Annotated in this window: 26 protein-coding genes and 1 other annotated feature; of the genes, 18 read left to right on the top strand and 8 right to left on the bottom strand. The window is 42.0% G+C overall.

Annotation, left to right across the window (positions count from 1 at the left end; translation table 11 throughout):
- Positions 1-68 precede the first annotated feature (68 nt).
- From G476_RS0112630 to G476_RS21920, 3 genes are all read right to left on the bottom strand, one after another.
- Complete coding sequence (locus tag G476_RS0112630; protein WP_026690427.1) at positions 69-422, bottom strand: cupin domain-containing protein; 354 nt, start codon at positions 420-422, stop codon at positions 69-71.
- A gap of 305 nt (positions 423-727) precedes the next feature.
- The gene (locus tag G476_RS24065; protein ID WP_281170451.1) at positions 728-853 is read right to left on the bottom strand and encodes a hypothetical protein; all 126 of its coding nucleotides are present in this window, start codon (positions 851-853) and stop codon (positions 728-730) included.
- A 134-nt stretch (positions 854-987) separates the two neighbouring features.
- Positions 988-2412 (bottom strand): serine hydrolase domain-containing protein, encoded by a 1425-nt coding sequence (locus tag G476_RS21920; protein ID WP_051314784.1) that lies wholly within the window; start codon positions 2410-2412, stop codon positions 988-990.
- 279 nt (positions 2413-2691) lie between these two features.
- Here G476_RS21920 and G476_RS0112615 point away from each other — a divergent pair, with 279 nt between their 5' ends.
- The gene (locus G476_RS0112615) at positions 2692-3504 is read left to right on the top strand and encodes a M23 family metallopeptidase (protein WP_026690426.1); all 813 of its coding nucleotides are present in this window, start codon (positions 2692-2694) and stop codon (positions 3502-3504) included.
- Positions 3504-4340, top strand: coding sequence for a M50 family metallopeptidase (locus tag G476_RS0112610; RefSeq protein WP_035186959.1), 837 nt, complete (start codon positions 3504-3506; stop codon positions 4338-4340). Before G476_RS0112615 ends, G476_RS0112610 begins: the two co-directional genes overlap by 1 nt.
- An 85-nt stretch (positions 4341-4425) precedes the next feature.
- Here the strand turns inward: G476_RS0112610 and G476_RS0112605 are convergent, their stop codons facing one another.
- The 3 genes from G476_RS0112605 to G476_RS0112595 all read right to left on the bottom strand — a co-directional run bounded on the left by G476_RS0112605 (position 4426) and on the right by G476_RS0112595 (position 6799).
- The gene (locus G476_RS0112605) at positions 4426-4854 is read right to left on the bottom strand and encodes an NUDIX domain-containing protein (RefSeq protein WP_026690424.1); all 429 of its coding nucleotides are present in this window, start codon (positions 4852-4854) and stop codon (positions 4426-4428) included.
- Positions 4855-4908: 54 nt separating this feature from the next.
- Positions 4909-5433: a hypothetical protein gene (locus G476_RS0112600; protein WP_026690423.1), complete on the bottom strand. Its 525-nt coding sequence runs from the start codon at positions 5431-5433 to the stop codon at positions 4909-4911.
- A gap of 235 nt (positions 5434-5668) precedes the next feature.
- Entirely contained in the window at positions 5669-6799 is a 1131-nt protein-coding gene (locus tag G476_RS0112595; protein WP_026690422.1) for a tetratricopeptide repeat protein, read from the bottom strand.
- A gap of 228 nt (positions 6800-7027) precedes the next feature.
- On the opposite strand from G476_RS0112595, the gene G476_RS0112590 reads away from it, so the two are divergent.
- From G476_RS0112590 to G476_RS23930, 5 genes are all read left to right on the top strand, one after another.
- Positions 7028-7384: a hypothetical protein gene (locus G476_RS0112590; RefSeq protein WP_051314783.1), complete on the top strand. Its 357-nt coding sequence runs from the start codon at positions 7028-7030 to the stop codon at positions 7382-7384.
- Positions 7385-7840: 456 nt separating this feature from the next.
- Positions 7841-8296: a hypothetical protein gene (locus G476_RS0112580; RefSeq protein ID WP_026690419.1), complete on the top strand. Its 456-nt coding sequence runs from the start codon at positions 7841-7843 to the stop codon at positions 8294-8296.
- 192 nt (positions 8297-8488) lie between these two features.
- Positions 8489-8953, top strand: a complete 465-nt coding sequence (locus G476_RS0112575) for a DinB family protein (RefSeq protein WP_026690418.1) — start codon at positions 8489-8491, stop codon at positions 8951-8953.
- 236 nt (positions 8954-9189) lie between these two features.
- Positions 9190-9402 carry a hypothetical protein gene (locus tag G476_RS0112570; RefSeq protein WP_026690417.1) on the top strand — a complete coding sequence of 71 codons (213 nt, stop codon included), beginning with the start codon at positions 9190-9192 and terminating at the stop codon, positions 9400-9402.
- Positions 9403-10000: 598 nt separating this feature from the next.
- A complete protein-coding gene (locus tag G476_RS23930) occupies positions 10001-10258 on the top strand; it encodes a hypothetical protein (RefSeq protein WP_245579660.1) in 258 nt (85 codons plus the stop codon).
- Positions 10259-10609: 351 nt separating this feature from the next.
- Here G476_RS23930 and G476_RS0112555 read toward each other — a convergent pair whose 3' ends face one another.
- Entirely contained in the window at positions 10610-11827 is a 1218-nt protein-coding gene (locus tag G476_RS0112555; protein WP_026690415.1) for an MFS transporter, read from the bottom strand.
- A 186-nt stretch (positions 11828-12013) separates the two neighbouring features.
- Between G476_RS0112555 and G476_RS0112550 the strand changes: the two genes are divergently transcribed.
- On the top strand, positions 12014-12754 hold the full coding sequence (locus G476_RS0112550) for a MerR family transcriptional regulator (protein ID WP_026690414.1): 741 nt from the start codon (positions 12014-12016) through the stop codon (positions 12752-12754).
- A 368-nt stretch (positions 12755-13122) separates the two neighbouring features.
- Here the strand turns inward: G476_RS0112550 and G476_RS0112545 are convergent, their stop codons facing one another.
- On the bottom strand, positions 13123-13530 hold the full coding sequence (locus G476_RS0112545) for a hypothetical protein (protein WP_026690413.1): 408 nt from the start codon (positions 13528-13530) through the stop codon (positions 13123-13125).
- Between the two features lie 281 nt (positions 13531-13811).
- On the opposite strand from G476_RS0112545, the gene G476_RS0112540 reads away from it, so the two are divergent.
- The 10 genes from G476_RS0112540 to pstB all read left to right on the top strand — a co-directional run bounded on the left by G476_RS0112540 (position 13812) and on the right by pstB (position 22090).
- Entirely contained in the window at positions 13812-15269 is a 1458-nt protein-coding gene (locus G476_RS0112540) for an Rne/Rng family ribonuclease (RefSeq protein WP_026690412.1), read from the top strand.
- Positions 15270-15323: 54 nt separating this feature from the next.
- Positions 15324-15416: a sequence feature (ribosomal protein L21 leader region), on the top strand.
- 13 nt (positions 15417-15429) lie between these two features.
- Positions 15430-15738: a 50S ribosomal protein L21 gene (rplU, locus tag G476_RS0112535; protein ID WP_026690411.1), complete on the top strand. Its 309-nt coding sequence runs from the start codon at positions 15430-15432 to the stop codon at positions 15736-15738.
- A gap of 12 nt (positions 15739-15750) precedes the next feature.
- Positions 15751-16083 carry a ribosomal-processing cysteine protease Prp gene (locus G476_RS0112530; protein WP_026690410.1) on the top strand — a complete coding sequence of 111 codons (333 nt, stop codon included), beginning with the start codon at positions 15751-15753 and terminating at the stop codon, positions 16081-16083.
- Positions 16084-16088: 5 nt separating this feature from the next.
- Positions 16089-16382, top strand: coding sequence for a 50S ribosomal protein L27 (gene rpmA / locus G476_RS0112525; RefSeq protein ID WP_026690409.1), 294 nt, complete (start codon positions 16089-16091; stop codon positions 16380-16382).
- Between the two features lie 314 nt (positions 16383-16696).
- The gene (locus G476_RS0112515) at positions 16697-17107 is read left to right on the top strand and encodes a thiol-disulfide oxidoreductase DCC family protein (protein WP_342664055.1); all 411 of its coding nucleotides are present in this window, start codon (positions 16697-16699) and stop codon (positions 17105-17107) included.
- A 43-nt stretch (positions 17108-17150) separates the two neighbouring features.
- A complete protein-coding gene (locus G476_RS0112510) occupies positions 17151-17891 on the top strand; it encodes an MBL fold metallo-hydrolase (RefSeq protein ID WP_026690406.1) in 741 nt (246 codons plus the stop codon).
- Positions 17892-18262: 371 nt separating this feature from the next.
- Complete coding sequence (locus tag G476_RS0112505; RefSeq protein ID WP_026690405.1) at positions 18263-19249, top strand: phosphate ABC transporter substrate-binding protein; 987 nt, start codon at positions 18263-18265, stop codon at positions 19247-19249.
- 119 nt (positions 19250-19368) lie between these two features.
- Positions 19369-20364, top strand: a complete 996-nt coding sequence (pstC, locus tag G476_RS0112500; protein WP_026690404.1) for a phosphate ABC transporter permease subunit PstC — start codon at positions 19369-19371, stop codon at positions 20362-20364.
- Entirely contained in the window at positions 20357-21211 is an 855-nt protein-coding gene (gene pstA, locus G476_RS0112495; RefSeq protein WP_026690403.1) for a phosphate ABC transporter permease PstA, read from the top strand. Before pstC ends, pstA begins: the two co-directional genes overlap by 8 nt.
- Before the next feature lie 51 nt (positions 21212-21262).
- A complete protein-coding gene (gene pstB / locus G476_RS0112490; RefSeq protein WP_026690402.1) occupies positions 21263-22090 on the top strand; it encodes a phosphate ABC transporter ATP-binding protein PstB in 828 nt (275 codons plus the stop codon).
- Positions 22091-22098: the final 8 nt, after the last annotated feature.

The following is a 22098-nucleotide window of genomic DNA, read 5'->3' as shown; positions in this document are numbered from 1 at the left end:
CGCATCGGTATGGTGCCAGGCCCTGTGTAAAGTTATATACACAGGGCCTGGCACCTTTTACATAACATCTACTTTACGTTCATGAACCTCCCCGGATAGAGCTCTTCTGCTTCTACTACAATGGCAGTCATACCCGTTTCTGAACGGGTTTCGTGCCACTCACTCACTTGCCAATAAACAGCGTCTCCAGAATGTACGTCTACCCATTCGTTTTCCTGCCCGCTCACTTTTCCCTTGCCTGAAACAATAAGAAGAAGCTGATCAGCAGCCGCCACATGCCCACCGATCACGCCAGCCGTTCCAAGGTGCATACAGCCGATGCGCGTCTCACTGTCCGTAACCACAATACGAGACATCACAAAGTCTGAGTCGAATTGAGTGACGTGTTTGCCTGTTTCTTTTACGAATGTGTAAATCTTCATTATTTCGAACCTCCAATATGTTCCTTCATCGTACCATATATTAACATATTGAAGTGGATAAAAGGGGGGAGTTAGACAGCAGTGTCAGCGACTGGGTACAACGGTCAAGACAGTTTCTCACAACCGAAGTGAGAAACACAACGAAGATTTGGGCCCATACATTCAAGCATATGGCTCGTAAGTGTTAAAAAGAAATGGAGGGTGGAAAAGGGAAGGTTCTGTTGCATCCAATGAAGCAACAGAACCTTCCGTAACTTGCCACAAGCAAACAAAAAAACTCACCGGCTACAACCGGTGAGATCATCTTAATGCTTTCTAATTTGTGCGATTACATCAGCGATCGCCTGAATAAATTCAAAGGATTGAAACGAAAGAACGGAGACGACAGCCAATGAGAGAAGACCTGCAAAGCTTTCAACAAAAAGGTTCATGTTATCTGCCTCCTGTATATGAATGAAATCAGTATATCAGGAAAACAGCCCATTTGTGCATGTGAAATTGTGTGAAGAACGTTGAGTGAAATGGTGAGCAGGGGGTCAGACCCCAACAACCTAACCGACCTAAATTAAGCGACTTGAATTTCTGTTCGTTCAAGGCTCTTTTTCCGCTGCCTATAACCGAAAAATACTAACATCACTCCTAAGGAAAGGAGAAGAGCGGTTAAAACAAGTGTGAGTAGCGCTACATCAGGTGTATAGAGTGCGATGGTTCGCCATGGTGTTTGAATCGATATTGAAAAAACAGGAATTAAAACGAGACCAAGAAGAATACAGAGCACTCCAAAAATGAAGGGAAACCTTAATGGCTTCTGTTTATAAGAGAATACCAGAACAAGAGATAATAAAAGGATAATCCCGCCGATTACCCCGACCATGATGAGCTGGGTGAATAACGATAACGGAGTTAAGGGGGAGAGTACTTCCTCTTCCGCTAATATCGATCGAACACGTTCCATAATGGATAAATAAGCTTCTGCTTCTAACTGGTGGTACTTATTTACGAGAAGAGCAACACCAATTTTATCATCAGGATTAAAGAAAACTTCTGCCCGTTGATCTGGTGTGGCACCAGTGTGCCAAGGGAATGTATTAGTTGAAAAAGGATTAACAAACCGCCAGCCGTACCCGTAGTTCGAATCCGTCGGTTGTTGCAACATCACTCCCTTGTTCTCATCAGAAATAATGTCTCCTCCATTCATTAGGAAAGATAAAAAGTGACCCAAGTCAGAAGACGTAGATACCATGTATCCATATGGCGCTCCCGCTGGATCAAAATAACCTTCACTTTGTTTAGGAATGGTAAACCAAGACGTATGTCCAGGTACAAGGGTAGCTGGAACAGATGATTCTGCTGATGTATGACTCATAGATAATGGCTGAAAGACGTCATTCTTCATGAAATCAGCAAACGATTGGTTTGATACAGCTTCAATGACTGCACCTAAAAGAAGGTAATTCGCGGAGTCATATACATACGTATCTCCAGGTCGGTGGTTAAGTGAAACATGAGCGAGCTCTTTGGCAGCTGCTGCGACAACATCAGCAGTTGCCTCACGGTCAAATACGTCTAATGCTAAAGCTGTCTCTTCTGTCGCCATTCCACTTGTTTGTTCAAGAAGGTGCCGAACTAACATGGGTTCAGAGTAAGGTGTGTCATAAGAAAACCAAGGGAGATGTTCGTGAACAGGGTCATCGAGTGTAAGAGTCCCCTTTTCAATAAGGACAAAGGTCCCTAATGACGTTAGCGGCTTACTTATCGAACCTATGAGAAAGGGTGTTTCAGAAGTTACATTTTCACCGAGACTTCCTTCGTAATAAATACCCTCCTCAGTGACGACAGTGAGTGAAAGATCAGGTATACGATACGTCTCTTGAATGTCTTTTAACAACGTATCCAATTGGTCTTGTTTCGTATGAGCGGATGCATGAGTAGTTAACATCCCATTAGAGAGAAAAAGAACCATTAATAAACAAGCAAAGAGTTTTTTCACATTATATCCTCCTATAAAATTCTCCTATGTATTTCCACCAATTTTATTATAAAACAACCAGCAATAAATTAACACAAAATTCCAAATTACGGACTATGTGAAGGTATACACGTGGTGACTGACCCTGAGTGAAGTTGTGAGCACAGTGCCTGGCACCAATTCTTCATTGAGTCTTTCGGCTTCGCATATTCCCTCCGGACAAGTCATATAGTGTATCAGTGGACGAACTGTAATGACTCATCGATACATGAAAAGTGAGGATCGGGGTGGAGTTTTGAGATGAAGAAGCGAACGAGCGAGCTTAAAAAGCTGATGGAGATGAAGAGAAGGAGTCGCCAGCCGGGAAGGCAACGTGAAGGGGAGAAGCGTCGGGAGAGATCGAGCTATCCTCCTTGGGTGCAAACGAGCCATGATGAATCGAGGGAAGATACGGATTTTTACCGACCCGACGGAAGGGACAGTGGAGAGTCCGAGCCGATTTTCAAAAAAGAAACGATTCTGTTTCAACTGCTTGCCAGTGTGTGTTTGTTCTTAGTCGTGGCGATCTTGTTCAGTATGCCTTCGGGTCAGTTTGACAGCGCTCGTTCCTTCGTTCATCAGTCTTTTACCCAAGAGTTTGAATTTGCTACGGTAGGTGACTGGTACGAAAATCAGTTTGGCCGTCCTTTGGCTCTATTGCCGCCAAGCATGGAAGTAGCACCGGCTCCTGAAGGGGAAGATATTGAATATGCTTCGGCTCTACCTGCAACGGGAACGATTGCCGAGTCTTTTGAACAAAACGGGAGAGGCATTTACGTAGAAACGGACATCGATGAAGCGGTTGAAGCGGTTCGAGGTGGGGTAATTACGTTCTTAGGTGAGGACGAGGAGCAGGAGTGGGGGAAAACGGTGGTGATTCGTCACTATGATGGGGGCGAGTCGTGGTACGGAATGCTTGATAACATTCAAGTGAAGTTGTACGACCATGTGGATGCGGGAGATTTGGTAGGGTATGTGTCCCCGGCGGTCGATGATGAGAGTGTGGGTGTGTATTACTTTGCCTTAAAAGAAGGAGAAAGTTTCGTCGATCCGATCGATGTGATCGCTCCTTGATGGATTTACTAAGGATTGTTAAAATTCACCCACTGTTTTGGTTGGTACTCGGAACAGGTATTATTACAGGTTTTTTTAAAGAAGTGGTCATGGTCTTTCTCATCGTGTTTGTCCACGAAATGGGTCATGGATGGATGGCAAGACATTTTGGTTGGAGGCTAAAAAAAATCGAACTTCTTCCTTTTGGGGGTGTAGCGGAGACGGAAGAGTATGGAAACAGGCCCGCGAGAGAAGAAGCACTCGTCATTTTGGCAGGTCCAGTACAGCACATTTGGATGATCGGGCTAAGCTTCTTGCTCCTTTCTTTTGAATGGTGGACGTACGCGGACCATTCCATTTTTATGTTTCACAACTTGGCGATCTTAAGCTTTAATCTCCTTCCGGTCAAACCGTTGGATGGAGGAAAGCTGTTGTTTGTGTTCCAAACGGCCTTTTTACCGTATAGAAAAGCCCTTCAAACCTCATTTTATTCGTCGATCGTGTTTTTGGCCGTTCTCTGGTCTGTGGCCATTAGTGTGCTGCCGTTTCATTTGAACTTAATTGTCGTTCTCGGCTTTTTAACGGTCCATCACTATTTAGAATGGAAGCAGCGACACTTTATTTTTATGCGATTTTTGATTGAACGCTTTGAAAAAAAAGTCTCACTCACAAGTCGCGTTCGACCTGTATTTGTGCAAGAAGACGAGCGGGTGGTTGATGTAATCAAACAGTTAAGGCGCGGTTGTTCACACATGATTGTGTTAAAAGAGACCGGTAAAGCAATCAATGAATCTACAATCATTGACGCTTACTTTAATAAAACAAAACGGATGCTCCCAATCGGCACGGTTTTTTAAACCAAGCAGAAAGGGAGCTTTTTGGTGAAGTGGGGACGGTTCTTTTGTTGCCAAATAGGAAAGGCACGTTCTCTTAATCCCGAATTTATTGAGGAGTCATTACTGTCATTGCCTGCTTAATGCTTTCTTTTAAATAATCTGGTGAGTTTGGGTGAGTAAAAATCTCTTCCGCAGAAAGCCATAACACCTGTTCAACCTCATCTACACTTTTTGGAAATGCTTCGCCAAATTCGTGTTCACAAAGAAAAACAATATCAATCACGTTATCACCGTTATCCGTTACAAAGGACGTACTATGAACGTATTTGACCGTTTCTTTTATCTCTATCCCGACTTCTTCAATGATCTCACGCTTTACGGTTCTTTCTAATACATCAAGGGAATTCCCTTCAATATCAACCTTTCCGCCAACGAGAGAAAGTAAGCCTCCAGCATGCTCTTCTTTTTTACTGCGCTCAATAATTAACCATTTCCCATTTTTAATAATTGCACCTTCAACGTTTACAATGAACATCGAATCTCCTCCAAACAGAATAATTCAAAAAAGGTGGAATTTGTTCTCTGATGATTAGCGAATATCTCCTATTAAACCTTCGATCATCTGAACTTTTTCATCGTCAGTAAATCTGTATTCCGGATCCCATAAGGAAATATGAAATTGGTAGGTCTCATCGTACGTTCCTTTTGCCGAAAAGACTAGGTCGTTTTCATCCTCTGTTCGCACGGTTGTGTCCAAAACCTTTGTGATTTCGTATCCGTCCCCTTGCTTCACGTCTTCTCTAAAGGAACCGGAAGAGACGGTAGTGGTTGACGGGTGAATCGTTAGGTCGATACCTACTTCCATGTTTTCGACTAACGTCTCTCGGTAAACAAACGATTCGTCTGACGGAAACGTATGCACCAATATCTTTGATTCTTCGTCAAACAACGGGTCAAAACACGGAGTCGGATGTGACGCCTCTTCGTTGAGAGAGTTTTCCATTTCTTTCCCTTCACCCCAACAAGCATCTCCTTGCACCTCGTCGTTTGAACAGCCAGCTACGACCCCTGTAAATACAATTGCTGATAAAAAGAGCATCGCCTTTCTCACCATGCGAATCCCTCCCCAAAAGTGGCTTTTCATTATTTACGCATGGAGTTGGAAAAAGATTCAATATGGCGAAAGGAGCGGTTTTTTTATGATTCATTATATTTCGGGAATATTCATTATAAATTAGAGAAATTAATTATAAAGCCACAAGGATTCATTAAATCACCAAAAAAGAGTCATGATATAGCCCTCCGTTGACGCGCGAAGAAGCAAAGGAACCGCCCCCGCTCCGTACTTCCTACTCACCATTAAACCACTCGTCATACCACAAATTGTTATCCTCTTCCCATTCCTCATCGGCTGCAACGAGTGCTTTTTGAGCATATCTTTCTGCCTTCTCCAACTCGTCGGTCTTTAAAGATAGTTCCGCTATATCCCGCCACACAAAATGATCTTGAACATACGCTGCTGATTTCAATCGCATCTCGAGAGCGTTCTGCCAGTCTCCTTCTTCGTAATAGAGTTCGTTTAAATAATCATAAACCGTATTCGCAGCATAGTAATATGGGGGCTGAGCGTCATCAAATGCATGAAGGGCTTTAATTGTTTCTGCCTTTTCAGCTGTAAAACGCATTTCCCCCAGTGTCATGATTTTCTCAACCTCACTTTTAAAATGAGTGTGATAGGTTGAGAGAGTTTCCCCCGTATGCTGCTCAAAAGCTTCTTCAAAACGTGCCCCGCTGGCAACATCTCGGACAATGTTGCCAACCACGTCCGAACCTTCGTCAGCTTTCATTTTCTCTACAGTGAAATGAGAAATACGATAACGCTCAGTTTGAATGGCCGGATTGACCCCTCTGTCCATCCTCATATCCTCATATGGGACCACATCCCACCAGTTCATGGAGTCACTAAAAGGAAGCTGGGCAAATTGGTAAGCAAACGCTTCTGCAACTCCTTCATGAAACCAGTTAGGGACGGAAGTTGGATCGGCACCGTCACTTTTTAAAAGATCAAACATCACGTGATGGAGGTATTCGTGGGAAAATCCATATACCAGTTCATCTTCCTCCAGTGATCCATCCAAAAACACCTTTGCCTGGCTGGGAAAATAAACGCCGTTTGCTGCCGCCAAAAACAAATGAGGCCATCTGCTTTCACGTGTTATGACCACGTGAAGCATATCCTCATGTTCGTGTGAAAACCATTCGTCTGTATTAAGTTGGATCTCGGGAAGGACATTCGTAAGGATCTCCGCCTGGTCAGCGTCTTGATAATATACCCGCACCCCATTTTCTTCTACATAATCGTAGTGAAGGTGGCTTAGACTCATCACGGCTCCCACAACGGCGCCACGGACCTGTGGTACTAGGACTATCGCACATGCAAAAGCAATTAACAAAATCGTACTCAACAACGTTCTTTTCACAATAACCAACACCTTTTGATAAAAAATTGACATAAGGACGGATCTTTTCTTGCCAAGGAATAAGGGTTCCCACCTAGTTTCAAAAGAAAAACACCCACCTCATTTTAACATAAATATCCAAATTATTTGTCAGATCATGTATAATAAAGTGTGTCAGAAAGGGCTTTGTTTTTTACCACGGAATTCCCTAATGACTTAAGAAATAAAAATCAAGGAGTAGACATGTACATGAAAAGAAAAATGATCATCATTATTTTAAGTACCATCGTTTTGGTTCTTGCACTCACGCGAATTGATTTTTCGATTCAAAACAATAATCCAATCCCTTACTATTTAGCCGTTTCTAAAAAGGTCTTTACTCAAGAAGAAATGGTCATCGTATGGAAAAATCCAAATATTTATTTAGTAGACTTCAACAACCTAGATCCTTTTATTGAAATCATGATTGATGATGGATGGGAGTATGTTGGCACGCGTGATCGGGGGGCCATGTTGTTCGAAAAAGGAAACGTGACTCAAGGTGTTTCTTTCTCTTCGTTTGCGAAGAAGTACACGTTAATCAATTCACCTTTATATGCTGATTGAAGAGTATGAGTTAGAGAGGTTGGTGGTATAACATGCATTTCAAAATTGGGGATGTTGGTATTTTCCTCCCCCCTTTACATATTACAATGATTGCAATAATCGTCATTTTCTTGTTGGTAAAGTGGAGTAAGGAACTAGAGACACGGCGTTATACCGTTTTCGTTTACTTCCTAATAAGTGCAATAATTGTTCCGGTTTTTAGTTATAATACAGCAGGTGGCGTATTTGAGTTGTGGGTTCCATTGGGATTTATCCTTGTCTTTTTCTACTTGTTCCGTAGTAAAAGAAACCATCGATCTAAAATGAAAGCCAGTATATTAGGATGTTGCGTAGCAATCTATCAAATCATTCTCCAATATAGTGGGTAGAGATTCCTCCACTAATGAGAAGAGTAATCGTTAGAGGTCGGGAAATCTGCGCGTTTTACATGATCGGAAAGAGGTTGAAGTAACCATTATGAAAAGCAGTATTTTTACAGCCATTCTAATTAGTTTATTCGTAATGACCGCTTGCGGAAATCAAGTAGCTAGTGTGTCTGGAGCGGATCAGCTCCCGGGTCTTGAGGAGATCGAACTCTTTTATGTTGGTGGTACCGACAAAGCAGGAATCTCAACGGAAGAAACCAATGCCATAATCGAAGAAGAACATAAGGTAACACAAGCATTAGACATCCTAAACGAAATATCGTTCGAGTCGATCGATAGAGAATATGTTACATCCGAGGCGTTACACTTTGAGGCAAACTATACGTTATTATTTATCGAAGATCTTGATGCTGAAGAGCAGTTTTCGATCTGGTTATTGGATGATGGATCGATCATTATTCCTACCTGGGAAGGGGATTATTACATAAAAGAAGGTGCTGAGCAGGTTCATGATGAACTTTTAGATGTTCTTGAGGTTGGGTTTTGACTGGAAATTGGATATGTATATCAATGAGGAGTATTACAAAAGCATCGTAATAGAAGTTAATGAGTAAAAGTATTATTGAATAAACTGCTAGCATTAGTGAAAGAGGCTTTCACTATTCTTATCGAACAAATGGGGAGGATTCTTGAATATTTAAAACATTAGGTCTAACAATAATACAGAGTAGGTGGATTAGTGAACAAATATAAGAAAGAAATTATAGAGCATTATAAACAATCAATAGAATTTGTAAAGTCTTTAAACGAATTAAGTGAAAATGAATGGAGAACACCGATAGGCAAAGGGAAATGGACTATTGCAGAAATAATTGGTCACTTCAGACCTTGGGATGAATTCGTAATACAACAACGAATACCTTACTTATTTTCTGAAGAAGAACTACCTAAAGGACCAGAAGCGAAAGAAATAAATAATAGAGCTGCATTTAAAACAAGGGAAGAAGTTCAAATGATAACAATAATTAAATTTATTTCTACAAGAGTTGTTTTATGTAAGGCGATAGAAGAACTTTCTGATGAAAACTGGGAGAGAAATTTCACAATCGGAAAAACTTCATTATCGTTGTATGAGTATTTCAAAGGATTAATAGAGCATGATAACCACCACTTTAATCAAATTAAAACCACTTTAAACTTATGAAGCTAACGGGAGCGTTAGTTAAAGAAGGAACGAAAAATCAAAAGCAGATGAATTCCGCTTTTGATTTTTTCATTTTCTAAGCTAGAAATACTCATTTCACTTAATAAAGCTTCTTCTTGAAGTATTTTAGCAGGTTCGTTTAAAAAGGGCAGGCTGTTTTCAAGAGTTTGGAACTTTTTCCCTTTGTGTTCCGTATAAGAAGAGTAAGCTTGAAAAAATTGTTAAGGAGGTTAAAAATGCCGGTTATTCTAGGGAGTATTTTCTCTGCGGTCATCATTTTTATTACGGTTCGTTCTATGATTAAAGTATTAAGTATAGCTTTTTACAGAAACGAAATTTCGATCTTAAAATACAGAGTTTTAGCAACAACGTTTACGGTAGGAGGTATTTTCGTTGCTTCGATTTTGCCTTTTGCTTATGAAAGAATACTCGATTTAATCTATTTATAGAAATGAGCAAGGAGGTAGTGTATGAGAAATACTCTGAAATTTGAAAATGTTAAATCTAATTCTAAGGTATTGTTATTGGTCTTAATTACTTTATCCATGAGCCTTGTCGTGTGGGCAGGATTTACTGGCAGATCGTCTATGGTTCAGTTCTTTTTAATTCTGGCATTGTTTCTCTCTATTAGTCATCTACAGCTTATGAATAAAAATCCAGAAAGAAGGACGTTTTATTTTGTTTTATTTTCTGTGTCATGTCTGGCTGTGTTATTGGCATTGGGCAACGTAATTGTTGGAATATAATTGTTAGGAGGGTCTATGGAGAGTCTACATATGAAATATCATTTAAATCGTATTTATGGGCAAAGGGACACTTTTTTATCCAAGATCGATTGCCTACAGAATCCGTGGACACGCCCTCAAGATTAAGTGGTCAATTGGGGAGACCTACTACCATCTTTATCTAATGGTTAAGCGGTTGAGGCAGTTGAATACTGTTTATCTTCCATTGTGTAGTCCAGTAGCAAAAATGAAAAGCTCAGAGCTGTTCCCTACACGAAGTGAAGATATTTATATTATTTATAAGAAAAGAAAGGGGAAATCCATGAAATCTCCTTTTGTGCTTCTCCCACCGAAGAATGCAAAAGAAAGGATGACTTTTGCAGACCTTGTTGGATGTACCAATCGTGAAACAAAGAAGTTAGAAGCCCAGGTTTTATCGATAACGGAAGAGGTAGCCGGCCATATTCGGTATCCCGATCCGATTGCAGATTATCCAAATGTCATTCAAAGTATTGATTTACTGGGGATTCACGAAAGGCACCACTTTCAGCTTTGTGAAAGGTACTATGAGCTTCATTAGGTGACACGTATATTGTGTGTCACTATCATGAAATATTTCCTTAAATACGTGTTTCATATGTATGTAGAAATTAGGGAATTGATTGTGAAGTGTAATACTTAAACGATCGTGGAGAATCCTTTAACAAGGATTAGTTTTTCTAGCGAATAAACGAGACACTTATAGATTAGAATTATTATACTGTTCAACAAGCGTCCTTCCATATGACTTTATGAACGATTACACTTTAAATAACGAGTAGTGCATAAATCTATCTCCCAACCAAATAAATATTAGTAAGAATTGTAATGGACTATATTTATAAAACCTAAAAAAAGACCACTTTAGAAGTGGTCTTTTCTTGAGGGTCAATTAATAGTCAGACTTGTAACTTCTGAACGTATGCCCTCTCCATAAAATGGCAAGAGCAATAATTAATCCAAAAAAAGAAAAGGACAGAATGACTAATTGAATATCAAATCCTCTGGAAACGAGTAAAGTTACACTCGCATAGGCAAGTGGATCAAACCCGTTCATGGCTAAAAAGACAATACTCATGACCCTCCCCATAATGCGGGGATCAGTATCTTCTTGTGCTGAGGTGAAAAATGGAATAAATACAAATGACATTGTAAATCCAATGAAGAACGCTAAGGCTGTTAAAATATACAAATTAGGAATTTGACTAAAAGCTAGAGCTACGATTAAAGTTGCAATTAAGCCTGCAATTGATGTTAATCCCCTGCGTCGTATTTTGATCATACCAATTATTGCTGTACTTACCAGCATCCCAGCCCCTAAAGCAGCGTCAATGTAACTAAGGTTAATAGGTGTCCCTCCATACATTTCAACTAAAATTGGGATTGCAATGGTTATCGCTCCGAAGGCAAAAAAGTTTAACGTAATTAAGATAAGGATACCGGTAATTAAAAATCTGCTTGCTTTTACATAGGAAATCCCTTCAATGAGATCTCTAAATGGTGTTTGTTTTACTGTATTAACTACAGGACCTTCTTTTAAGAAAGGTGGGAACATAAAAAAGGCAGATAAAAGTACAATAATAGATGAGGCTAAATAAGCTGTCGTTACGCCACCGAATTCCATAATACTTCCAGCGATAACAGGGCCAATAACAAAGGCAATTTGACCCAATCCCTGAATAATAGCGTTAGCTTGTTTTATTTGGTTTTTTTCTACTATTTTCGGGATTAATGAGGTTCCAGCTGGTCCAGAAAATGCATCTAATGTTCCAAAAATGGACCCCAAAATGATCAAGTACAGAAATGTTAATTGATTTGCATTTTGCAATAAAAATATGATAACTAGCAAAACTCCCTGGATTGAACTCGTACTGAACATTATTGTCGTCTTCTTGAATTTATCAGCAAGAACCCCTCCAAATGCCATCATGAGTATACGTGGCACAGTAATGGCAATAAGAATAAGTCCCAATGAACTAGCAGAACCTAAATCAGAAATGACAAACCATGTTGTTGTCATAAAAAACATACTAAACCCTATTAGCGCCAAAAAACTACCAATAAACAGAAATATAAAAGTACGATTTCGAAATAATGATTGTTGTTCCATAGATAACCTTCCTCTCAAACTTATTATAGAACCAATCATAAATTGTGACGTTATGTCGTAAGCAAACTTTTATGTAATAAAAAAAAGCATGTTTTAAACTAGTTGATTTGTTTTTGTGAATTAATTAACAGGTGTATTGTTTGTGACCTTACGTAACAGTTTATAATTCAGTAAGGTGGTGTAAACATGGAAATGACAATTGGTCAGTTTGCAAAATTAACAGGTACAACGGTGAGAACATTGAGGTACTACGATAAAATTGAGTTACTTACCCCCAAAAAATTAAATAAAAATGGTCGAAAAGTATATACACGATCAGACTGGGAACTTTTTCAGCAAATATTGATTTTAAAACATTTTGGTTTATCATTAAACGAAATAAAAGAACAGATGACTGATCAGAAATTAAATAATAGAGAGTTATTGCTGGTTCAAAAACAATTAATTGAAAAAAAACAAGCGGAATTAAATGATAAATTAGAAGTAATTACGAGAATGGAGAGGTTGTACAAAATTGAAGGTATTTCTGAGGAAGAATTAAATGAATTTGCTTTTATTATGCTTGATTTATTCAGGCGGGAAAAATCACAACTTCAAATATGGGAAAAACACTTTAGAAATGACAAGGAAATCCTGAAAGAGATTAAGTTGCTTCATAAACCTGAATACAAGGAGAAGATGGATAGAGAAACATGGTATTTAATTCAAGCGATTAGAAATGCTATTCAGTATAATGACGCTGCAAGCAGAGAAAAAATACAAGAAATTGTAAACAAAATGAATAACCTATTTCCTGCGATTAGAAACCTTTTAAATCTTGTGGGTAATGATCATTTTTTAGCCAAGTACAAACATGAGTTTACTATTTATTTTCCTGAAAATATAGCTAGCTATATTTATAAGGAATTGAAAACATATTATGATTAGAACGATAAGACAGTTAACTAAAAAGTAGATAACTCTCAAGAGCCTGTGTTCAACCAACAGGAGCTAATTTTGAGAAAGAAGGACGAAAAAACAATAGATCCATTTGCTGCACTGTACAAGGATAGTGTGCATTTAAACGATACCCTATTTGTGTTAACTTCGTGAAAAGGTATACTTAAAGTAACGAAAGCGGTAGTTTAATAAGAAAGGATCAAAAAAAGCAGATGTCTAGTCTGCTTTTTTAAGACTATTCATTTTCTGAGCTAACGAAATACCCATTTAAGATAAAAAGGAGTCGTCCCCTCTTCTCCAATCCTCGCACACAACTACACCTCACACCAAGGCACTTTTGGATACTTGTACTTTCATTACATGTCTGTCTGTTTTGGGTGTGCAGTTTTTCTTCTTCTGCATATATAATAGAAAATACTAGAACAAACAAACATAATACTATAGAGGAAGTAAATTAAAATATCCTCTTCATTCATGAAAGGATACAAAATTAGTGAAAGTGATAAACCGAGTAATCCAAAAATGAATAGACTAAACAGAGTATTGTCTTTGAGCTTACCTAATAAAGCATAAATAAATCCTCCAATTAAGCAACCAATATACGTTGTAGGTATTATGATGATAGAATGTATTATTGCGGCAACAGCAATATTTTCTATATCAGATACAGAGAAACTATCTCTAATAGCAAATATTAGCATTACAAAAATATTTAAGCAGACGGCAAAAACAATAGTTCTGATGGATGAGTTCAAATGTGACATGTTATCTCCTAATTAATTATCAATAATCATATTATAAATCGTCAGGATTCATTATATTTCGGGAATATTCATTATAAACGTGTAAGGATTCATTATAAGTTAAAAGAAATTCATCATAAAGTCACAAGGATTCATTAAATCCGCTCAAAGATTCATCATATAGCCCTCCGTTGGCGAGCAAAGAAGCAAAAGAACCGTCCCCACCTGGCCCTGATTTTGCCGGCGGTTCCTTTGTTCATGTATAATAGCGGTAGTTAGATGAGGAAACGGAGAGACGTGCGGTGCTTGAGATTATATTGAACACAATTACGGATGAGAAACGCGGCGCGATCGTGGAAGATGGGAAGATCGTGGAGTGGCTCGTCGAGGAGCCGACGAAAACGGCGCGGGTAGGCGACATATATAAAGGAAGAATTACGAAAGTGCTCCCTGGGATGGAAGCGGTATTCGTGGACATTGGTGTAGGGAAAGACGGGTATTTACATAGTAAAGAAATTCGAAAGACTGAGGGCGGTACAAAGCCTGTGGCTTCAGCAGTTAAGCAAGGTGAGGAAGTACTTGTGCAAGTGGCAAAAGAAGAGATGAGCACGAAAGGGGCGAAGCTGACGGAATACATTCAGTTGCCGGGGCAATCGATTGTGTATTTGCCGTACTCTGATTACGTTGCGGTCTCAAAGCGCCTTGGGGACGATGACTTGAGAAAAGAGTGGCGTACGTTCGGGCAAGAAACAGTCGAGAGTCCCGAGGGAATGATCATTCGAACGGCGGCGAAAGAGCTTACGATGGCGCAAGTGAAACAGGAATTGGACGTGCTTCGGGAATTGCTTAGTGAAAGTCTGGACGAGGCGAAAGAGAAAAAAGCGCCTGCCTTGGTGTTTGAGGGCGGATCGATGATGCTGCAAGTGGCGCGGAACTACGCTCACCGTCCGAACACGACAATCACGATTGATAACCGAAAAGACTACACGTTTTTGACCCGCTGGTTGAAGATGAATCCGTTTGAGCAGGCGGAGGTTCGCCTGCACGCAAAGCAGGAAGGGATTTTTACGACCTTTGACTTGGAAAAAAAGCTGGAGCGCGTGTTTAGTAAGCAGGTGTGGTTGAAGAGTGGCGGCTCTCTTATTATAGAAGAAACCGAAGCCATGACAGTCATTGACGTGAATACTGGGAAGTTTACGGGGAAAACGTCGCTCGAGGACACGGTGGTGAAAGCGAATAAAGAAGCGGCGGTGGCCGTGGCGGAGCAGCTTCGCCTGAGAGACTTAGGCGGGATCATTATTGTGGACTTTATTGATATGGAAGAGGATGAAAGCCGAGAGCGTGTGTTAAAAGCCCTTAATGATGCCTTGAAGCAGGACCGGACGCGGACGACGGTGATTGGGTTTACGCGGCTTGGGCTTGTGGAAATGACGAGGAAGAAGGCGCGCTCTACGGTGGCGAATAGGCTGACGGAGTCGTGTATGGTTTGTGAAGGGAAGGGGTTCGTACGGTCGGCGCAAAGCTTGTATTTTGCGCTTGAAAGGGAGCTTCTTGAGATGCGAGACACAGAAGCGGTTGTCATCAGCGCGAGCGACGAGCTGTGTGCGTATCTGGAGTCTGATCAACACCAAAAAGTGCTTGAGTCGCGTGCGGGCGTTCGTGTTTTTTTTACCCGATCAGAAAGTGCTGGGTATGTGGTGCGGTTCGCGGGTTCGGTGGATGAGGCGGACGGGTTTTGGAATCGTCAAACTGGTCGTTGACACTGATTTTCGTGATGTGGTATGATGTTTCTTGTTAGTTGTTTGGTTGCACCCAAAGAACTGCAACCGCGCAGAGCAGGTTTTTAAGCGAACTGCCCCTCGTTTGAGGGATAGAAAGCACCTGCAATGGCGAGTCTGAGTAATTAAGGAGGTGCGCATGATGTACGCAATTATTGAAACTGGTGGTAAACAAGTGAAGGTAACTGAAGGCCAAGAGGTATTCGTTGAGAAACTCGACGTTGCTGAAGGTGATACAGTTACATTTGACCGAGTAATCCTAGTTGGTGGTGACGAGACGAAAGTTGGTTCTCCATTAGTAGCGGGAGCTTCTGTTACTGGTAAAGTTGAAAAACACGGCCGTGGCAAGAAGACAATCGTTTACAAAATGAAGAAGCGTAAGAACTACCGTCGTAAGCAGGGTCACCGTCAGCCTTACACAAAAGTGACTATTGACTCTATCACTGTTTAATCGGAGGCTCTTATGATTCGAGTGTCGATTGAGCGGGATGAAAATAAGCATGTATCGTCGTTTACGATGGAGGGACATGCTGATTCGGGCCCACATGGTCATGACCTTGTGTGTGCGGCAGCGTCTGCTTTGTCGTTTGGGACGATTAATGCGATTGCTGAGCTTTGCGAGCTTGAGCTTCCTGTCGAGATGGGAAGCGAGGGTGGATTTCTTAGCTGTCGGGTGCCGGGGGATCTCGGTGCCGATACGTTTGAGAAAGTGCAGTTGCTCTTAGAGGGACTCGTTGTATCGTTTCGCATGCTTGAGGAACAATACGGGGAGTACATCCAGATCTCCAGGAGGTGAAAACCATGTTCTTGAAATTAGACCTTCAATTTTTCGCCCAGAAAAAAGGGGTAGGTAGTACGAAAAACGGTCGTGACTCAATCTCTAAGCGCTTAGGTACTAAGCGTGGAGACGGTCAGTCTGTTACTGGTGGATCTATCCTTGTGCGTCAGCGCGGAACTCGCATTTACCCAGGTGTAAACGTAGGTAGAGGTGGAGACGACACGTTGTTCGCTAAAGTTGACGGCGTTGTAAAATTTGAACGTGTAGGTCGCGATCGCAAACAAGTGAGCGTGTACCCTGAAGTCAAAGAAGCGTAAGTCAATACATGAAGAAAAGCCCTCGATGCCATTTAGGTGGTATCGGGGGTTTTTTGTGTTGGGGTGGGGGAGGAGCGTTTTTAGGGCGGAGGGTTGTCTGGAGCGTGGGATTTACGGGTTGAGGTGGGGGATTCGCGGGTTCGTTGTGCGGATTTACGGCATGGCGGTGTGGATTACCGGGTTAGAGGTGGGAATTCCTGGTTTGGGGGTTGGGAGGGAGAAGCAACGAGGCACTTAAACAGGTTGTGCGCTGGTTTAAACAGGTTAGCATCCCAACGGTTGTGATAAACTGAAGATACAGACTGAACTGAGGGGTGATTGGATTGGGAAAGGTCATTTTGTTTGATGGGGAGTGCAACTTTTGTGATGGGAGTGTGCAATTTATGATCCCGAGGGACCCTCGCCGCGTATTTTCTTTTGCGTCGCTGCAAAGTGAAGAGGGGCAGGCGCTTTTGAAAAAGTACGATGTGCCGCGCGGAGTGGACAGTATGATTCTCATTGATGAAGACCAAGAAGAGTTCCACATGAGGTCGGGAGCGGCTCTTAGGATCGCTCGGGAGCTCACGAGGCCATGGAATCTCGCGTATCCCTTGATCATAATTCCGTACCCGATCCGAGACAGCGTGTATAATCTGATTGCGCGGAACCGGTTGAATTGGTTCGGAAAAAGAGAAGCGTGTCGTATGCCAACACCAGAAGAGCGGGAGCGGTTTTTGGATTGGTGAAAGAACTGTGTGTAAATAACATTAAAAAGGAGACCATCTTGCTATGAAAATAACGGTAATCGGTTTTTGGGGAGCGTATCCGGAAAAAGGCGAAGCGACGTCCTGTTATTTAGTCGAGCACAACAATATGACGGTTGTGATTGACTGCGGAAGCGGAGCAGTTTCCCAGCTGCAAAACTACATAGAACTAAAAGACGTGGACGCGGTGGTGTTTAGTCATTATCATGCCGATCACCAGGCGGATCTAGGCGTGATGCAGTATGCGCGCATTGTGGATAAAGCGATCGGTCGTACGAGTGACAGTCTCCTCATGTACGGACATCGAGAGGACGAGGCCGCTTTTGCATCCTTAACGAAAGAGCCCGCGGTGGAAGGCTTGCCTTATAATGAGGGAGAGGCCTTACACTTAGGGGAAATGACGTTCACATTCAGTCGTACGGATCACCCTGTGCCGTGCTTTGCCATGCGAGTAGAGGCGGACGGGCAGTCGTTTGTCTTCACAGCCGACACGACCTATATGGATTCCCTTGTGGAGTTCAGTGAAGGGGCGGACCTGTTGATTGCGGAAACGAGCTTTTACGCCGATCAGGACCCGACCAACTTCGGTCACATGAACAGTACGGAAGCGGGACGGATGGCAAGAAAAGCAGGTGTGAAGCAGCTCGTGTTGACGCACTTGCCTCATTTCGGGGAGCACCCTGATTTGGTAAAAGAAGCGAAGCTGGAGTTTGATGGAACGGTGGAGTTGGCCGCGACCGGAAAAGTGATTGAATTGAAAAACTAAGTGAAAAGGAGCTGTCCCAGGTGGGCAGCTTTTTTTGTGTTTTAGTAGTGGTGATTTAGGCGGGGGAGAATCTGGCGAGGTACTTTCGGGAGGATTTACCCTCAACAATGATTTATTCGCCCTGAATAATCTTTACCTCTTATTATTTGGTTTTTCCCAAACTCCTCACCATCCCACAAAATCACACAAAATCGTGCGGGGACAGACCCCACCCAACAATTCTACGAATCTCCCTACCAAATTTACAATACCTTCACAATTGATTTACATAGGGTTTATTTCTCCTTAATATTTCTCTTTTATACTAGCAATTGTGAGAGAGAGATTCACACATAAAAAAGAATGTACTCGATACGAGGAGGAAATTGTCGATGAAAAAGTTTGGCTTATCAGTATTAGCAGCAGGATTCATGGTAGTTGCAGCAGCTTGTGGTGGCGGGGAAGAAGAAACAAACGATGGTAACAACGCTGACGCAGGTTCAGACAATGGAGCTGAAGAAACAGAAGAAGCAGCTGGTGACGATGAGAGACCTGAAGGATTCCTTGAAATCCGCGGATCAGACACGATGGTTAACTTAGGTCAAGCTTTTGCAGAAGGTTACATGGACATTAACGAGCTTGGTGATGTATCTGTAACTGGTGGAGGATCAGGTACAGGGATCGCAGCGATGATCAATAATGATGTGGATATTGCTCAGTCTTCTCGCCCAATGACGGACGACGAGTTTGCTGAAGCAGAAGCAAATGGCGCAGAGCCTTATGAATTTATTGTAGGACAAGACGGTCTTGCAGTAGCGATCAACGAAGAAAACCCAATTGAAGATCTAACAATTCAAGAAATTAAAGATATCTTTACTGGCGAAATTACAAATTGGTCTGAAGTAGGTTGGGACGAAGGTGGAGACATTACAGTCCTTTCTCGTCAATCGAACTCTGGAACATATGTTTACTTTAACGAAAACGTAATGGACGGAGAAGACTTTGCTGACAACGCTCAGTTCCTACCAGGATCTTCTGCTATTCGTGAAGCAGTAGAGCAAGAAGCGGGAGCAGTTGGTTACATTGGAATTGGGTATGTTGAAGGCATTGACGCTGTAAATGTAGCAGAAGATGAAAATAGCGAATATGTAACACCATTCGAAGAGTCCAACGTTGACGAAGGGATCTACCCGATTGCTCGTCCACTATACTTCTACGTAAACGGAACACCTGATGGCATCATGCTTGACTACCTAAACTGGGTTATTTACGACGAAGAAGCTGACGATGTGCGTTATGATACTGGATTCTACCAAATCGGTAGCCAGTACATGGAGCAAAACGAAGCGACGTTCTCTGATTTAGGTATCGAGCAGTAATAGGATTACACCTGGAGGGGTTTATCTCTTAGCGGAGAGCTCCTCCTTCCATTTTTAAATTGATTACATTGATATGAAACAGTACACGTACAAGTATCCATGCATTGGAGGGGAACGCTTTGTCAAGCCATGCAGAAAAGCAATCAGAAGATATAAAGCAGATGAAAGTGGTTAATAAAGAAAAGCTTACACAAAAGTCGTTTAAAGCGAATACGCTGGACTTTTTGATAGAAAAGATGTTTTTTGTTTTCGGTTCAATTGCGGTTTTTGTCTTATTATTACTCCTTTATTTCCTAGTTAGAGAAGGGTCATCCGCGTTACAAGAAGTGGGGATTCTCACGTATTTAACTGAAACACGTTGGTATCCGTCGTCACCACAAGGGGCCGGCTACGGAGCACTTCAGTTTATTGTTGGTTCAATTATGGTTACGATCGGTGCTTTAGTTATCGCGATACCATGGGGGATTTTTACAGCGATCTTTATTGCAGAAATTGCACCAAAACGTGTGCGTGAAATTTTAAAGCCGGTAGTTGAAGTACTTGCTATATTCCCATCGGTTGTGCTCGGATTTATTGCCCTTGTTATTTTATCGCCAATCGTTGCCAATGTGTTTGATTTATCAAACGGACGAACGGCACTGACGGCATCCTTAATTTTATCCGTCATGGCTTTACCGACAATTGTAAGTATTGCAGAAGATTCGTTAAGAAGTGTACCGAAAGATTACCGAGAAGCTGCGTATGCACTAGGTGCTTCTCGATGGGAAACAATTAAGATTGTGACATTCCCGGCAGCGAAATCCGGTATTTTAGCCGGAGTAATGCTCGGATTTGGGCGAGCGGTTGGTGAGACGATGACAGTACTCATGGCGGCTGGTAACGCAATCAGCATGCCGATGACTGAATTCATGGGTATCACGGTACCAAACTTCTTGGCATCTGTTCGAACTCTTACGGCAAACATCGCGATTGAAGGATCTGATGTTTCGTGGGGTAGCTTACATTACAGTTCCTTGTTCGTACTTGCACTCATCTTGTTCGTGATCACATTCGTAGTCAACTTGATTGCAGATTTACTGATCTCCCGTCAAAGGAGGAAACTGACCAATGAGTAAGCAAATGTCACAACGACTTTGGTTCGGGATTTGCGGGTTTTTCGCATCCATGACGATTGTAGCCTTACTGTTCTTACTGTTTTCGATTGTAAAAGAAGGAGCATCCGTGATTAGTTGGTCGTTCATTACGGAGCCGCCAAGACGAAACATGACGGAAGGCGGGATCTGGCCGGCTTTGGTTGGAACGTTCTATGTAGCTTCCTTAACGGTTCTCATCTCGGTTCCGATCGGGATTGGAGCGGCGATTTATTTAAATGAATATGCAAAGCAAGGTCCGGTTGTTCGTGTCATTCGCATGAGTATTCGTAACCTTGCCGGTGTCCCATCAATTGTTTATGGTCTTTTCGGACTTGCAATTTTCGCTTCGACATTAAGGTTGGGAGTTGGTTTGATCACAGCAGCGATCACCTTGGCGATCATGGTATTGCCGTGGATCATCACAGCCTCTGAAGAAGCACTTAAGGCAGTCCCGAACTCTTTTCGTGAAGGCGGTTTGGCACTAGGAGCAACAAAGTGGCAGACCATTCGTAACAACGTCTTGCCGTCAGCCATCCCAGGTATGGCAACCGGGTCAATCTTAGGTCTTGCGCGAGCTGCCGGAGAAACGGCACCGATTATTTTGACAGGAGCGGCTTACTTTTCCCGTAACTTGCCGTCCAGTTTGAACGATAGCTTCATGGCATTACCGTATCACTTGTATATCTTGGCTACGCAACACGCTCAAGCGGCAGCGGTTCGTCCGATTGCCTACGGAACAGCATTGGTGTTAATTATGATGGTTATCCTTTTGAATTTGAGTGCGATTTTACTCAGAAACCATTACAGACGTAAAAACGAAATGTTTTAATTTATAAAATCCGAAGTTACTTATTAAATTCCATTTTGGAGGGGATGTACGATGACAGCTTTTCAAACGGCAGTAAAAGAAAACAAGAAGAAGAGTCCAGTCGTTCAGGAAAACATTAACAAAGAGGAAAGCATTTTTTCAGCAAAAGGTCTGAATCTTTGGTACGGAAACGATCAAGCATTAAAAGACATCAACCTGGATATTAGAAAGAACGGCGTAACGGCGATTATCGGTCCGTCCGGTTGCGGAAAGTCCACGTTCTTAAAAACACTTAACCGAATGGTGGAGCTTGTGCCAATCGTGAAAACAAGCGGAGCCATCGATTATCATGGGGTGAACATCTTCGATCCGAGCGTGAACTTGGTTGAGCTACGCTCATCTGTAGGAATGGTGTTCCAAAAGCCTAATCCGTTTCCAAAGTCGATCTTTGATAACGTGGCATTCGGTCCTCGTGTTCACGGTGTAAAGAAAAAAGCAGAGCTAAAAGAAATCGTTGAAAAGAGTTTGCGCGGCTCAGGTCTTTGGGACGAAGTAAAGGACCGTTTAGGGGAGTCTGCAATGGGCCTTTCAGGTGGACAGCAGCAACGTCTATGTATTGCTAGATGCTTGGCGGTAGAGCCTGAAGTGATCTTAATGGACGAACCAACGTCAGCACTCGACCCTAAGTCTACACTAAAGGTGGAAGAGCTAATTCAAGAGCTTAAAAAGGACTATTCAATCGTTATCGTGACCCACAACATGCAACAAGCAGCTCGTATCAGCGACAAGACAGCCTTTTTCCTAAATGGTGAAGTCGTCGAGTATGACAATACTGATACAATCTTCTCGAACCCGCAAGATAAGCGCACGGAGGATTATATTACTGGTCGATTTGGTTAAAAGGGAGA

Origin of the sequence: Alteribacter aurantiacus DSM 18675 (assembly GCF_000429705.1) — a bacterium.
Lineage (GTDB): Bacteria > Bacillota > Bacilli > Bacillales > Salisediminibacteriaceae > Alteribacter > Alteribacter aurantiacus.
Note: the sequence above shows the minus strand (reverse complement) of the source record. Positions and strands in the feature narration are given on the sequence as shown.

Bases quoted from the DNA above. Each gene is read 5' to 3' on its own strand.
- G476_RS0112630 (WP_026690427.1), bottom strand. From the start codon at position 422: ATGAAGATTTACACATTCGTAAAAGAAACAGGCAAACACGTCACTCAA.
- G476_RS24065 (WP_281170451.1), bottom strand. From the start codon at position 853: ATGAACCTTTTTGTTGAAAGCTTTGCAGGTCTTCTCTCATTGGCTGTC.
- G476_RS0112615 (WP_026690426.1), top strand. From the start codon at position 2,692: ATGAAGAAGCGAACGAGCGAGCTTAAAAAGCTGATGGAGATGAAGAGA.
- G476_RS0112610 (WP_035186959.1), top strand. From the start codon at position 3,504: ATGGATTTACTAAGGATTGTTAAAATTCACCCACTGTTTTGGTTGGTA.
- G476_RS0112605 (WP_026690424.1), bottom strand. From the start codon at position 4,854: ATGTTCATTGTAAACGTTGAAGGTGCAATTATTAAAAATGGGAAATGG.
- G476_RS0112600 (WP_026690423.1), bottom strand. From the start codon at position 5,433: ATGGTGAGAAAGGCGATGCTCTTTTTATCAGCAATTGTATTTACAGGG.
- G476_RS0112590 (WP_051314783.1), top strand. From the start codon at position 7,028: ATGAAAAGAAAAATGATCATCATTATTTTAAGTACCATCGTTTTGGTT.
- G476_RS0112580 (WP_026690419.1), top strand. From the start codon at position 7,841: ATGAAAAGCAGTATTTTTACAGCCATTCTAATTAGTTTATTCGTAATG.
- G476_RS0112570 (WP_026690417.1), top strand. From the start codon at position 9,190: ATGCCGGTTATTCTAGGGAGTATTTTCTCTGCGGTCATCATTTTTATT.
- G476_RS23930 (WP_245579660.1), top strand. From the start codon at position 10,001: ATGAAATCTCCTTTTGTGCTTCTCCCACCGAAGAATGCAAAAGAAAGG.
- G476_RS0112555 (WP_026690415.1), bottom strand. From the start codon at position 11,827: ATGGAACAACAATCATTATTTCGAAATCGTACTTTTATATTTCTGTTT.
- G476_RS0112550 (WP_026690414.1), top strand. From the start codon at position 12,014: ATGGAAATGACAATTGGTCAGTTTGCAAAATTAACAGGTACAACGGTG.
- G476_RS0112545 (WP_026690413.1), bottom strand. From the start codon at position 13,530: ATGTCACATTTGAACTCATCCATCAGAACTATTGTTTTTGCCGTCTGC.
- rplU (WP_026690411.1), top strand. From the start codon at position 15,430: ATGTACGCAATTATTGAAACTGGTGGTAAACAAGTGAAGGTAACTGAA.
- G476_RS0112530 (WP_026690410.1), top strand. From the start codon at position 15,751: ATGATTCGAGTGTCGATTGAGCGGGATGAAAATAAGCATGTATCGTCG.
- rpmA (WP_026690409.1), top strand. From the start codon at position 16,089: ATGTTCTTGAAATTAGACCTTCAATTTTTCGCCCAGAAAAAAGGGGTA.
- G476_RS0112510 (WP_026690406.1), top strand. From the start codon at position 17,151: ATGAAAATAACGGTAATCGGTTTTTGGGGAGCGTATCCGGAAAAAGGC.
- G476_RS0112505 (WP_026690405.1), top strand. From the start codon at position 18,263: ATGAAAAAGTTTGGCTTATCAGTATTAGCAGCAGGATTCATGGTAGTT.
- pstA (WP_026690403.1), top strand. From the start codon at position 20,357: ATGAGTAAGCAAATGTCACAACGACTTTGGTTCGGGATTTGCGGGTTT.
- pstB (WP_026690402.1), top strand. From the start codon at position 21,263: ATGACAGCTTTTCAAACGGCAGTAAAAGAAAACAAGAAGAAGAGTCCA.